Genomic DNA, 13,691 nt, shown 5'->3' with positions numbered 1-13,691 from the left:
CTAGTAAAAATCCACTTTGCTTTAATGGCTCAGTGGATTTTTTGCAATTCTTTTTACAAATCGTAGCTCATAACGATTAATTCCCCTTTTATTCCCATCACTCTTACACCTTTATCGGTATAACCGCACTTCTTATATAGTCCTCGTGCCGCCTCATTCCTTACATTAACAGCCAATACAATTTCATTGATGTCACAGTAATGCTGTTTGACAAAGTCAGGTAATAACATTAAAGCTTTTTTTGCATAGCCCTTCCCTTGATGTCGATAATCTGTAGAAAAAGCTCTTATTAAAATGGCATCATCATTTTCACAATATGGCTTTACACCTTCTTTTCGATGTAACACAAAGAATACTACAAGCATCCCATCCTCAATTGCTAAAATGGCATGTCGATTGACATCCTCTTTAGCAAGCGCAATACTCTCTTGCGGTGTTCCTGTATATTCAAGTTGTTCAGCTGTTAATTGATACTGGTCAATGAACGCTTTAAAGCGATTATCGTATATGTATAGTTGCATAATTTCCCCCATCTCCATACAGAACATTCGTTCTAATCATAGCATATAACAAATTTTATGCAAGATAAAGAAACTGGGTGGATTTAACATGGTTAAAAGAAAAAAGACAGCACCAGTTATTATTCTGGTCCTGCCTTTGGCTTACTTCAATTCAATTAATGTAAACATCAAGCTGCTGATATTATTTTGTTGCCACTGCAATTTCTTTATATTTAGCATCCCAAACAGGGTCAATTTTACTTAAAGAAACAGGTCGTAATGTTTCTTTATGTGCTAGAATATGTACGGACTGTGCTGTTGCTGCAATCGTGCCATCTTCATGTAAAATTTCATAACCATATGTTGTACGTAGACGATCGTGTTTCTCTACCCAAGTACGCACGGTTGCCACCTGTCCATAGTGCATAGCAGCCTTATAGGAAATAGATAAATCCATTACTGGCGACACATACCCTTCCTTCTCTAATGCAGCGTACTCAAATCCCACATCGCTCACTAACTGCGTACGTCCAATCTCCATCCAAATGATGTAGTTGGCATGGTAGACAACGCCCATCTGGTCTGTCTCCGCATATCGAATCTCAATCTGTTTTTCACTCACAAACATTTTCTTCACCTCGTCCTACATTATAGCGTAAAAATGCTGATTTGGCGGGGTTTAGGCTCTGTGGATGAAAAATAAATAAAAATTTAATTTTACAAAATGTAGAAATTCAATTTTAATATTTTGTTTGGTAAAAAATGGTGGTATTCATTTTCACACTATGTACCCCACTTATTTGGGGTACAAATTGGGGTACACTGGGGTACAAAAAAATATAAAATAATATAGCACTGGGCAGGTGAAAAATACAAAAGTCACTCAATTTTTAGAATGAGTGACTTTTGTATGCCCTCCTAGCAATTCCTTTACTTGTGATTTCAGTGGATGCTGCGAGTACTTAAAAATCAGCCTCAATTCATCTATTTAAAGCCAAAATTAATACAACATATTTTTGTAAATTTTGTTTATATATTTTCCATTTTACGCAAGAAGGAATAACTATTTTCCAATTTGGAACTTACTTTGATATATGAGCACTTGATAGTATCAGTTGCATTGAGGGTTCAACCATCTATAAAAGATGTAAGTATTTTGAAATAATTATTGTTTTAAAAAATATTTAATTAGCGTTCCGATAACCAATATTATAATAAAAATTAAGAACCCTTTAAATGTAAATCCTTTCACTAAATTTCTTTCCGGAATCCAATTATCGTCATCATTACGTTTATTGTTATCCATGAATATGCCTCCTTTAAATAGCATGTTTTCTCCTAATTAAAATAATACATTAGAATTAGAGGATACTTAAAATTAATGTCTAATTTTTATATTATCAAGATAAGGTGAGAATTAATTTACTAAAGGAGGATCTATCATATGAAATTACTTTTATCGTTCATTTCAAGTTTAATTTTAGTAGTGTTTCTATTTATTAGTTCAAGTGCCTTAGCAGATTATAATATGGATACTTCATCTAATATACTAAAAGTTGAAGAATTTTCAACGCAACAAATATCTGATGATTTATTATTAGAATTGGCATTAGAAGGTCAATTAGTCAATAATGATTACACAACAGTAGAAGTAAAGGAAAACAGTGAAGATGATACACAAATTATTGAAATTACTAAGTTGTTAAGTAAAATGACATTGGAAGATGGTCAGGAACTTACTGAATATTCGAAGAGCGCTACAATTGTAACAAATGTATCAAATCAAACAGACGCTGCAAAAACTAATTATCCAAAAAGAACTACCCTTTTAGCAAGTGTTTCTAATCCAACAGGTGGTTCAAAATCTGAATATTCCGGAGATGGAAAGGTTAGTATTAAAGTAGATCTTAATTATTACAAAATAGTGGTGAATGGTACTAGTGCTTATAGATTAAACTTTTATAAGTTAACACCAGCAGTTAATGTTGCTCTAACTTCTATAACTTCAATTACCAGTGAGGCAAGATCCTATGGTACAGGATACTTAATAGACGGCACACCATATACAAAGACTGAAACTACGGGGATTAACACGTGGACAAATCCCACAGACTTTTATTCAATGGCAACTGGTTTTAGAAAATTTGTTATACCTAATACTTTTAGTGGTTCGGGAGCAGGCGTAAATGGTTTTGTGAATTATAAAAATACTAGATACGGTACTACTTATAGATTCCATTATAGTCTTAGTATCTAAAATATTCTTCAAACAAGCTGAAGCGATAGTACTTATGAATCCATTATTATATTTTAGTTCTCCCTTATCTTTATACTTCAGATTATATTGAAAAAACTTAATCATTTTTTACATACATAAAAAATTATCCACTCAGAAATAAACAGCATCAATTGATATAGCTATATAGACTTAATTAATTCTTAGTATAATTTTATGTTCATTTAATTTATAACTTTGTTTTTATAACAACCAACAGTTAACTACTTGCGCTGTCACTGAAATATCTGCCCTTTCACTGATTGTCAGTGTTTTAAATTACTCATTATTCTAGTTTGAGCCTTAAAGGGAATTTTTTCTTTTATCGCTTATTGCATGGATCCTTGTGAGAACATTTGCCTTCCTATACCTTTTCAAAAAGAAATTGTTGTATAAACCCCACGCTCAATTATTTGAGGATTTAGCACAGACTTTCACACTTTCCTTGTGCCGCTTCGTTTGTTAACATCTTCTAAATCCTTGTCCATCTTCGTATCATGTCCTTATACATATCGCTGTTGTATCCACTAATCGTGGTAAATCCTCGATGCCGGTTTAATTATCATTTCATGTGCACAGTGTCGTTTTGTACGTGTCCTTACTAAATACGGTAGATCACAATAATTTAAACATTCCTGTTATACCATCGTATCAGAGTTGTCGCATCTATATTTTTAATTTGTACATGTTGTAATCGCTCCGTTCTTCCACCCGGCACAAGCCCTGAGTAAAAGTGAAAGTCATTGAGATACGATTAATAGGTGCACCAATTAAATAGAAGTTTATTTTAATATAAAAAAGCCATTTCCGATTCGGAAACGACCTAAAAATTAATCGCACGAAGAACCTCCAGAATCACTGTTACTTGAAGTGGTGTCTGAACAATCATTTCTATCTGTATCTTGTAACGAAAAGACTGAACCTGATGAAATAAAATCAGTTGTATTATTTCCTGAATAGTTAGAACGGCTTCGATTGGTAGAACTATAGTTAGTACTTCTTATCTTTTTTAAGGTAATTATAATCCCTACTATCAAGACTAAAATTACTATTGCAATAAAGAACTCCCCCACGCATTACACCTCCTTTGTACAACAGTTTAATTTTACCATTTAAAAACAAATTAATCATTAGCTTACTCTCAAAAGCAAGTACCTGTAATTCAGCAGGGAGAGCTGTGGCTATATTTGCTATAATTTAATTAAAAATATTGGGAGGTATTACAATGGATTCTTCTGCTATATTTACTATTTCAATAGCGATTGCAGCTTTCTTCATTACTGGTATTAATGAAAAGAAAATTAAAAAATTAGAAAAACGAGTTGAAGAGCTTGAAAGAAACAAGGAATTTTAATTATATAATAGTATTTTAGAGCGATAGTAATCGCTCTATATTTTTTTACTTCCCCATTTGTTGAAAACCTTTGTGCTCACTGAAACCACTATGAACTTATTTTAAGAAGTCATTGCCTCCAAACTTATCAAGATTATATTTCTCAATTTGAACAAATTGACAATATTTCTGACAACACATCCACTGTCTTGAATTATGGCGGACTGCACCACTACACAACCTTCAGACGAATAGAATCATCAGTTTGAACGCCATCACTAACTATTGATAATTTTTTATATTTCCCTCTCACTAGTTGTTTCTATCAGGTATTATGCCTTGCTAGACAGTCTCACCTTTGTTTATATTTTCACTTAGTAGTTTTTCTATTTAATTTTTATTAAAAAAGACTTGGTTAATATGACTAGAGAATGTAACAGAGCATTGCATACTATAAAAATGTAATCTGCAGATTATAACTTTTTGTTTGAAGGAGGTGAATATATATGCCTTTAACTACTGGTCCAATTGAAAATACAGGTAATCTACCAGCTAATGCCTCTAGTGTGCGTGTCAAAGTTCTTAATCTAACTGGAGGTTCTCTATCTGGAGTAGTCCGCGTTTATCGACTTAATGGCACAAGACAATTACTATCTACAACTCCTTTTTTAGCCGCTGCAAATGCTTCTACTTTTGTAACACCAAGTGTAGCTGGTTCGTTCCAATATGAAGTTGAAATTGCTCCGAACCAAACTGGTGGATTATATAGCGTTTACGGGCGAACAGCATCAGGTGTTATCATTGATGCTCAAAGATTTGTGAACTCAGAATTAACACAAATTCTTTAATTTTATAAATCTAAGGGTTAAAAACGTATAAGCCCTATTTTTTACATGCTTATATTGTTGACCAAAAGGCATAAAGAAGTGCACTCTTTATGCTTTGTTATTTTTAGCTCTATTTGAACATTCCTAATGTCTTATTGGAAATATGGTTGTAAGGTCAGGAAATAAAAAAATTTCCCGGGTAAGCGCAAGAAACGACATGTTTTAGCTAAACTAGCAGAAGCATTGCTCAAGGATTCTTAAAAACCCCCTATCCCTGTTGATAAAGGCATGCAATTCTCTAAGATTCTAATGTCGATTTAGCTCACTTCTAGCATCCCGTTCCATATTTCTAGTGAATCAAAAAAGAACTTACGTTTGTTTATTACCCTTTTATCCGTAGTGAGCTTTAACTATTAATTTAAAGCAAAATTGTTAGATTGATCCACTACTAATGCCATCGCTAAAGCGTAGAATGCTCGTCGTGCTCCAGCACAGTTTGGAGATTCTTTATCAGTCGTAGTAAGGTCTGTAGCTAAATCAACAGTCCCATTTGTATTGCAAGCATCGGCTAATATATCTAGGCGGGCTAAATCCCAAAGACCTGAACGACCATGGGAAGGAAACTTACTTTGACCATGTAATGATTGCCCAATATCAAGTTGCAGTTTTATGGCCTTTGATACTTTATTATCAATGCTTGTAGAACCTTGCCCTGTAACGCCAGGATAAACATTAAATAATCCAATCATTGCTTGATTGATGCCCTCACCTTTATTAGGCATTTGCCATGGATTCTTCATTAACGCTGATGAACCCAACATGGCATTCTCAGGAATGTACATTCCCCAATATTTAGCATGGCTAAACAAATGACTAATTAGGTTATTTTTAATAATTGCATAGTTATCAAAAATAGCCTCGTAAGTATTAATTAACTGCGTAACCATAACTGCCGAATCCGAATCGTTATTAGGAACAAGACTGTTCCATGATGAAGCTGTCGGATTTTCTATTAAGCTTGCATAGATTTGCAAGAATGTTATAGCAAATGCATTATATGCTGGAGAATCGAATCGGGCACGTAACATATTATTTGTCAGGTTCACTTCAGAAAACCCATGCACTGGAAGAACCCTTTTTGCAAATAATGAATTGTTATAGGGCTCTTGCTGGAAACAACCTTTAGAGGCATTAGCCACTGAAGTATTGATTCCCCATTGAGTATAACTAAGTACATCACGAATTGCGTTTTTCAAATTATGTGCAGGTTCTAAGGAAGCTCCAGTCTCATGAACCTTTACATCATATATATGTGCTGCCATCCAACACGCAATCGCATTCAGTGAAGAATTCAGAATAAATCTTTGGTTTTTCGTATTAAAATCTGCATGATGGTTCAAATAATTTTTACTACTAGTCCCTGGTTGAATACCAGCAAACACAACCTTTCCTCCATCATCAAGAACTGTTTGTTTATCTAAGTAAGTTTTCTGTGGATCTGTTAATGGCTCTGCCGTTGTTATCCAATAGCCAATTTGACCGGCATATGGCCCCGTAGCAAAACGGTACGATTTTTCTACATCATCATATGTCCAAGCAGATGGCGTACGATAGTACATAATAATATGGTATTCTTTAGAATTTAATACTTCATTAGCAAAATGGTTTCGGTATTGCGCTAACAACGCATCTAAATTAGAAAAGGAAACATCGTTCTGTGTTTCATCTAACTTTTTTAGCATTGCTGCACCTAAATAAATTAAGCCTGCTAATTGATCAATTGGATTTGTTGGGAAATTTAATGCTTTATCGATTAGTTTTGGAATAATTATATTAACAATTTCCTTGTAAACTTCATCACGTTCTCCAGTTTGAGCCTTTTGTTGGGCGAACTGAGCACAAAACATCATTAATTGCCCAACACCTTGTTGTATTGGAGAGGAATTGAATGTTTCACTAGAACCATTTAATAAATAGTTTTGGATAAATTTTCGTACTCGTGGAAATCGACCTTTATCCTTTTTATAAGGATGCTTTAAAGTTGACGGCTCAGTAGTTAGTAGAAATGCCTCTGCGAAGGCATGAGCTTCTTGTAATGCTGTAAATTGTGTCAAATCAAATCACTCCTATTTTTTCATCGTTAATAAATATACATTTTGCCAAGATTTATAATTGTAGCGTACTGGTCAGTTATCATTCTATTATGAAGCTAATACATAAATAGAAATATTTACCTTAATACCCCTTTATTATACATGTTAAACTTATAAATCCATAATATGTAATATCATTAACCTAATCTCTCGAAGTTTTAAGCTTGACCAAGCAATACAAAAAACAGAATTAATCTATGTAGAATTAACTCTGTTTTTAAATCGAATATTTAATTCTAGCACTAGATTATAAAAGAGAAAGCGGTCGGTTTGCCCAAAATATTTCCAAACACTAGGGGTGTTATTAATTTTTATTGCGTTCCAGTTGTTTTTCCATACCAGCACGATCAATTTGAATCCAATATTCTGCTATTTTTTCATTTTCAATGCGGTATACAGCACTTGCTATTTCAATGACTGGAAGACCTGTAGGCTGAAATCCATCAACTTCACCAATATGCTTGCCAACCTGTTTCCAGCGAACATAAACTTTAAAATCTTGGACCATCAACTCTTGAATTTCTAATGAGAAGTCACCATAAGCCTCTATCATTTCTTTTACATGATCAGCGTATTCTTTAGGCGTTCTTAGTACTGTTAATTCCTCTTCAGAGATTACTTGATGGGCCAATACTTGCTCTGCCATTAATTCCACTGCGTAATCTGGATTACGCCCCGAACGTACTTCTTTAAAAAATTTCTCAACAATTTGCTTTGGTGTCATTTGAACCCTCCACTGAACTTTACTATATATTTTGGTGAAGATCATTAAATATTTCCATGATTAATCATAATGCGAACGCTTATAAATTGGAACGTTTATCTTGTTTTGTACTCAAAATCATCACTTTGTCCATTAGCAAAAGTGTTTAATATAGGAGCTAAACCATTTTATGCCTAACTTTTGATTTAAACTCTCGAATTAAAAAATGGATAAGGAATAAGATGTAATAAGGATTTTCGGTTAGGGAGGTGAAAAGATGAGTAAAAACAAGGATAATTTTACTGATCTTTTAGCGGGTATGGAAAATGATGCTGCTAAGCTAGCAGTTATTGCGGGAATTATTACTACATTAGGAGATGTCTTAGCTACTATCGCAGCAATAATGGCATTGGAGGAAGCACAGAAATCAAACAACAATAATAATAATAATTCAAACAAAATTGATGAATTAGAAAAACAAGTTCAATATTTAACAAAGGAACTACATAAACTTAAACATTCAAGAAAAGTTTAGTGTCAGGCACACAAACAATTCAGAATTGTTTGTGTGCCTGACACCCTAAAGCGTTGTTCCACGAATCGTTGCGTAACTTAATTTATTTGCTAAAATAGCGCGCTCGGCAATGATTTTTGCTTCTTCTATTGCGTTATACCAACCACTTATAAAACGCCAGCCATTTTCATTTGAGCTACCTTTTACTGGTTCTGCATACGCTAAATAATATTGTTTTAATGCGTCGTTCATCGCAGCTAACATTGCCTCTTGACTATTATATTTCCCACTTTGAATACGGAATTTCTTTGGCTCTTTGTCAATCTCAATATATTCTATTTTTTTACTTACATCTATTATAACAACAGGCTTTAAAAAAAGGGCAATTTCGTCTAGACGACGATTCACAAGCCCTTGTAGCTTTTTTCCACCAGCATTACAGTATAATAGCATTTCTTTGCTTACTTGTTCCCATTGCTTATTATTTAAATATACTAATAGGGCACTATTTCTTAAAATATATCGTCCTAAATTATATTGGAAACTTGCCAGTGCATCGTACTGATTTTGGTTAAGTGGCACTTTAACATAGTATTCAATGGTAGTAGCATGCTCTTGTGCTTGCTTTCGTAATAGTTCCCACGCATCTTCTTTTGTAATGGTTTGCCCCTTTTCAACTGCTTTGCCACTTGGCCATTTTGTTGTTCCGTAGCCGATGGTCCAAACATTGTCAGGACCTATATAGGCATCGGAGCGAAACCCTTCCCACTTCGCTATGAGATTTAGTGCATTATTTGAAATTTCCATCTATCTATTATCCCCCTTTCTTTTTCTGCACCTTCTCTAGTCTATTCAATTCTTAATATCCGAACGTTTACATAGATACAGAACAAGGAAATATAATCGTCATTTATACAATTAAGTAACAATATGAAGCTTTTGGAATACCCACATTCAAAATAAAAGCCCTCCATAATAGGAAGGGCTTTTGAAAATGTTAAAACCGCATTTTTCACTGTTTCAATATTAGTGTAAATTCAAAACTCTTTTTATATCCGACTCAATGCTTTTTGGCTTATCAGTTGGACCAAATCGAGCTACTACTTCTCCTTCTGGATTAACTAAGAATTTTGTGAAATTCCATTTAATATTACTTCCTAAGAAGCCTTTCGAATGCGTTTTTAAATAATTATAAAGAGGATGTGCTTCTTTACCATTTACCTTGATAATTTCATGCATAGGAAATGTAACGCCATACGTTAAACGGCAAGCTTCAGCGGCATCCAGCGCTGAAGACATTTCTTGCTTAAATTGATTAGATGGAAAACCTAGCACTTCTAACCCCATATCTCGATAAGTAGTATACAATTGTTCTAATTCTTCAAATTGTGGAGCTAAACCACATTTTGTTGCAGTGTTGACTATTAACAAAGCCTTACCTTTGTATTTTTCTAAACTATATTCTGAACCATCTTCTAATGTTACATTGATATCATAAATACTCATCTTTTACCTCCATGTTATTTAATTGAGTTAATAATTCATTTAAATTTTGCAACTGTGCCCTTAAATCACCGTCTATTACTGTCAAAGCATCACAATGTGCCATTTTCTCCACTAACTTTTCTGTAATCAACGTTTCAGTTGCTCTTGCCTTCTCAGTCAAAGAAATAATTACAGCACGTTTATCCTTAGACGATGTTTCTTTCGTCACCCATCCTTTATCAACAAGCTTATTTAATATTGGATTTAACGTGCCTATGCCCAAACTCAATTTTTCGCTAATTTGTTTCACCACTAGACTATCTTGTCCCCATAAAGCAAGTAGCACCAAATACTGTGGATATGTCAAACCAAATGGCTCCAGCACTTGCCGATATAACTTTGTAAATTGGTTAGCTGCCTTGTATACAGCAAAACATAGTTGATCTTCAAGTAAGAAAGCTTTAATTTTTTTCACCTCACAATATATCGCATACGATGTATTTTTATTTTATATCGTATGCGATGTATATGTCAATTTATTGAACTGTTTAACAATTGGACATTCGGATAATGGTGGAAATGCTAACTAAAAAAGACCGTTAAAACGGTCTTCGATACTGTTGAGAAAGAATTAAATTAAAGTACGGCGTATGGATTTACTTATGTTTATGCACACTTGGTTTCAAACTCTTCATCGCCTTCTTCTTGCTAGGGCTCTTTTAGCTCAATCCTTTGAAAGAGATGTAGGGTTTCTGATTACCACTGAAGATTCTTCTAAGCGGTTTTATATAGCCCACTCCACTTCATACTTGAGCTATGATAGTCTCACTGGACTTGAATGATATACTAACTCCCCTCCATCCATTTTATAAACCTCATCGCAAAGTAAGGCAATATCTTCAGGGTTATGGCTTGCTAAAAGGATGGTTATGTCCTGCTTTCTAAAGTTCAGAATCATGTCTCGCATTTCCGCTACACCCGATTGATCCAATCCATTCATCGGTTCATCCAATAATAGTAATTTGGGATTTTCCATAATTGCCTGTGCAATCCCTAACCTTTGTCGCATGCCCAATGAATACTTCCGTACCGGGCCTTTATCATTATAATCCAACCCAACTAACGTCAAAACGTTTTTGATATCTTGATCACTGATTTTATTCTGAATCGAGGCGAGTATCTTTAAGTTTTGAAAACCTGAATATTGGGTTAGAAATCCAGGCGTATCTAATAATGCACCAAAAGATTTAGGGAAATTCCCTGTGCCGATAATGTCATTAAACACTTTTACAGTACCGCCACTCGGAACATAAAGACCAGCAATTGTCTTAAATAATAAGCTTTTACCTGAACCATTTCTGCCGACAATCCCATAAATTCCAGGTTTATCAATGACTAATGTTATATTTTTCAGCAACTGACGTCCCTTTATGTTTTTATGTAAATTGTGTATTTCGAGTATGGTCATAAATACAACCTCCTTTTACCCAACTATTTTTTCTCTCAATTTAATAAAAAGGCCATAAAGCATACTATAGGACAACACAATACATAGCACGATTATAGTATTAAACCACGCAATGGATATTCCCTGTAATTCACTCAAGCCAAGCAAAAAATAAGTTAGCGGTAAAAACTTTAGAATAGGCGGAAATAAATAGCCAACAGCAACCGAAGAAATCATACTAATAATAACGAGAAACATTGCGAAGACTGCATTATTGATAATAAATAGAAAAATAGTGTGGATAATGAGTAATAACAATCCTGTTAAAATAAATAGGATAAAATGGCTCAATAGCACTTGCCATCCATCCGAATTGTGGAACAATGATAATGGTATTTCATTGTGACCCTCTATATTATTATTAATGAAGTAAACGAATATTGCTGTTACCATATACCCGATTCCAACATATCCAATCAAACTGATGCCTATCGCAATAAATATGCTATGAAAGCAATGACGATAACTTTTCATTCTTTGAATAAGATACGTTGGATGGGCACATAGCTCTCGTAAAATAAAGGAACTAAGCAATAGGAGAATAGGAATAAAGATCAACAACCAACGCAATAAGTCAAATTGGAAATTTAAAGGCATATAAAACATAAATACAATCTGATTTACATAGCCACTTAGGGTAATATCACCATATGAAGCATAAACAACAATGCTATTCAGCACAAAGATGCCAACACTACATAGAACATACTTCAGTTTAAAGAAAGAACATAAATAGTAAGTAAAGAGTGTTTTTAGCATTATTTTCGCTCTCCAATATACATATCCTTTTTATTGATACAGTAAAATCCAATTAAATAGAAAATCATAATTAACACAATCCAATATAATAGAATGGTAGATGGAAGTTCACTTATTTCAGAAATTACATTATAGGTATATTGAAAAATATTAATGTGGTCATAAAATAAATAGGAAGTCATCAGTGTTATTTTTGATAATGACACACCTATGTTGACTAGATTGACTAGAAGAACAGCTAAACAAGCTAATAAAATCCGTCCTGTAAACAAGTAGCTTATGTAAAAAAGCATTCCGAAAAAAAATAGAAACAACCATAGAAGAATGACTGACATCGCAGTCAAAACAAGAGGTGTATTGTTCTTCAATAGCTCCGTATGGTGTTTATAGTGCTGAACACTATAATTACTCCATTGGTTAGTAAAATCTAATACAAATGCAGCTTCGAATATCATGATAGCAACAAGCATTAGACAGAAATATGTAACGGACTTTGCTATTTGTAAAAGAATGACATGATACCATTGCCGTTTTGTATTAAATCGAATTAACAAATAGTTCTGCACATGCCCTAATGAAAATAACGATATTAGAATGATTAAAAATGCCGGCAAGATGAAATAAAACAGAGGATGAAATTCCGTAAGATGAAGTAATAAGTCAAAGATATTTCCTTCGACTACTTTTGTCGATTGTAATAAATTGAAAAAGTATAGCATCAACACAATATATACGAATAATACACTTTTTTTGGATAAGTATAACTTTAATCGTTTTTTACTCTTTAAACCGCTCTTCAATCTTTGCTGCCCCTCCTATAAAAAATAGTGTTATCCCTACTACAACAAGCACTACGCCATATAGAAAAGTTTGGCCTATTTGATATTGGTCAATTAGGTCCACATCAAACAATGCCATCGCATTGAAAGCAGGATGAATTTTCGCCAATACTGTGACAGAAAGAATCAAATAAATAAACGGTACAAAAATCGCAATATATTTATTTTGAATAATCGCTGATATCCCTAAACCTAGCGTTGCAAAAATTATGCCACAACAAAACATAATTCCAATCATTATAACCATCATCATCATCGGCGAACTTACACCCATACTTTGAAAAAAAACCACAGGGCCTAGTTGAGATTGGTCTCTGTGTCCTAACATCGGTACATTTAATAGAAGCTTTAACACCATTAAAAAAGCAAAAGCAATCATAGGACCAATTGCAACAGCTATTCCCCCAGTAAGTGCATTCACAGCTAAACGAATTGTCATATAGTGGCTTTTTTTCATACGGTATTGAATATAATGATGAAATCCTGTCTGAATATCTGTTCGATATGAACTAGCGAACGGCATACATGCGATTATTGGGAATGCTAGAACGATAAAGGATGCAGTTCCAGCGTTATACCCCTGCAAAAAAGAATAAACAATTGAAATCACTCCGCTATGAATCCATATTAATGATTCCAGCATACCAATAAACACGAGAAGAATAGACGTTGCCATTGTTGCCAGTCCCATTCTCGATATCAACGCTCTTCTAAACTCTTGCCTGATATACATTGTCAACGCAAACACCTCAACCTTCACCATTTAATCACTGGATTGAATGACCAAAAATTGAGT

At 33.8% G+C, this 13,691-nt stretch carries 16 protein-coding genes; 4 read left to right on the top strand and 12 right to left on the bottom strand.

The window, feature by feature from the left end:
• Window positions 1–53: 53 nt before the first annotated feature.
• The 3 genes from T479_RS09810 to T479_RS23700 form a co-directional block, all read right to left on the bottom strand.
• Entirely contained in the window at window positions 54–521 is a 468-nt protein-coding gene (locus T479_RS09810; protein WP_025219416.1) for a GNAT family N-acetyltransferase, read from the bottom strand.
• Between the two features lie 181 nt (window positions 522–702).
• Entirely contained in the window at window positions 703–1,128 is a 426-nt protein-coding gene (locus T479_RS09805) for an acyl-CoA thioesterase (RefSeq protein WP_025219415.1), read from the bottom strand.
• Window positions 1,129–1,665: 537 nt separating this feature from the next.
• A complete protein-coding gene (locus tag T479_RS23700; RefSeq protein ID WP_158497878.1) occupies window positions 1,666–1,806 on the bottom strand; it encodes a hypothetical protein in 141 nt (46 codons plus the stop codon).
• Between the two features lie 138 nt (window positions 1,807–1,944).
• Between T479_RS23700 and T479_RS09800 the strand changes: the two genes are divergently transcribed.
• The 3 genes from T479_RS09800 (at window position 1,945) to T479_RS09795 (ending at window position 4,956) form a co-directional block, all read left to right on the top strand.
• Window positions 1,945–2,757 (top strand): hypothetical protein, encoded by an 813-nt coding sequence (locus T479_RS09800; RefSeq protein ID WP_025219414.1) that lies wholly within the window; start codon window positions 1,945–1,947, stop codon window positions 2,755–2,757.
• A gap of 1,243 nt (window positions 2,758–4,000) precedes the next feature.
• Window positions 4,001–4,129: a hypothetical protein gene (locus T479_RS24190; protein ID WP_255313812.1), complete on the top strand. Its 129-nt coding sequence runs from the start codon at window positions 4,001–4,003 to the stop codon at window positions 4,127–4,129.
• Between the two features lie 485 nt (window positions 4,130–4,614).
• A complete protein-coding gene (locus T479_RS09795; protein WP_025219413.1) occupies window positions 4,615–4,956 on the top strand; it encodes a hypothetical protein in 342 nt (113 codons plus the stop codon).
• 392 nt (window positions 4,957–5,348) lie between these two features.
• On the opposite strand, the gene T479_RS09790 is transcribed toward T479_RS09795, so the two are convergent.
• Window positions 5,349–7,049, bottom strand: coding sequence for a hypothetical protein (locus T479_RS09790; RefSeq protein WP_025219412.1), 1,701 nt, complete (start codon window positions 7,047–7,049; stop codon window positions 5,349–5,351).
• A gap of 343 nt (window positions 7,050–7,392) precedes the next feature.
• Complete coding sequence (locus tag T479_RS09785) at window positions 7,393–7,812, bottom strand: ester cyclase (RefSeq protein WP_025219411.1); 420 nt, start codon at window positions 7,810–7,812, stop codon at window positions 7,393–7,395.
• Between the two features lie 256 nt (window positions 7,813–8,068).
• Here T479_RS09785 and T479_RS09780 point away from each other — a divergent pair, with 256 nt between their 5' ends.
• Window positions 8,069–8,326 (top strand): hypothetical protein, encoded by a 258-nt coding sequence (locus tag T479_RS09780; protein WP_025219410.1) that lies wholly within the window; start codon window positions 8,069–8,071, stop codon window positions 8,324–8,326.
• 45 nt (window positions 8,327–8,371) lie between these two features.
• Here the strand turns inward: T479_RS09780 and T479_RS22795 are convergent, their stop codons facing one another.
• From T479_RS22795 to T479_RS09745, 7 genes are all read right to left on the bottom strand, one after another.
• The gene (locus tag T479_RS22795; RefSeq protein ID WP_024361866.1) at window positions 8,372–9,112 is read right to left on the bottom strand and encodes a lysozyme; all 741 of its coding nucleotides are present in this window, start codon (window positions 9,110–9,112) and stop codon (window positions 8,372–8,374) included.
• A gap of 219 nt (window positions 9,113–9,331) precedes the next feature.
• On the bottom strand, window positions 9,332–9,811 hold the full coding sequence (locus T479_RS09770; protein WP_025219409.1) for a glutathione peroxidase: 480 nt from the start codon (window positions 9,809–9,811) through the stop codon (window positions 9,332–9,334).
• Window positions 9,798–10,265 (bottom strand): MarR family winged helix-turn-helix transcriptional regulator, encoded by a 468-nt coding sequence (locus tag T479_RS09765; protein WP_052599475.1) that lies wholly within the window; start codon window positions 10,263–10,265, stop codon window positions 9,798–9,800. Before T479_RS09765 ends, T479_RS09770 begins: the two co-directional genes overlap by 14 nt.
• Before the next feature lie 339 nt (window positions 10,266–10,604).
• Window positions 10,605–11,258 (bottom strand): ABC transporter ATP-binding protein, encoded by a 654-nt coding sequence (locus tag T479_RS09760; protein ID WP_025219407.1) that lies wholly within the window; start codon window positions 11,256–11,258, stop codon window positions 10,605–10,607.
• A gap of 15 nt (window positions 11,259–11,273) precedes the next feature.
• The gene (locus T479_RS09755; RefSeq protein WP_025219406.1) at window positions 11,274–12,056 is read right to left on the bottom strand and encodes a hypothetical protein; all 783 of its coding nucleotides are present in this window, start codon (window positions 12,054–12,056) and stop codon (window positions 11,274–11,276) included.
• Window positions 12,056–12,856 (bottom strand): hypothetical protein, encoded by an 801-nt coding sequence (locus T479_RS09750; RefSeq protein WP_025219405.1) that lies wholly within the window; start codon window positions 12,854–12,856, stop codon window positions 12,056–12,058. Before T479_RS09750 ends, T479_RS09755 begins: the two co-directional genes overlap by 1 nt.
• Window positions 12,834–13,634, bottom strand: coding sequence for a hypothetical protein (locus T479_RS09745; protein WP_137036894.1), 801 nt, complete (start codon window positions 13,632–13,634; stop codon window positions 12,834–12,836). The genes T479_RS09750 and T479_RS09745 overlap by 23 nt, the downstream gene beginning before the upstream one ends.
• Window positions 13,635–13,691: the final 57 nt, after the last annotated feature.

It is taken from the genome of Lysinibacillus sphaericus, from assembly GCF_000600105.1.
Lineage (GTDB): Bacteria > Bacillota > Bacilli > Bacillales_A > Planococcaceae > Lysinibacillus > Lysinibacillus sphaericus.
Note: the sequence above shows the minus strand (reverse complement) of the source record. Positions and strands in the feature narration are given on the sequence as shown.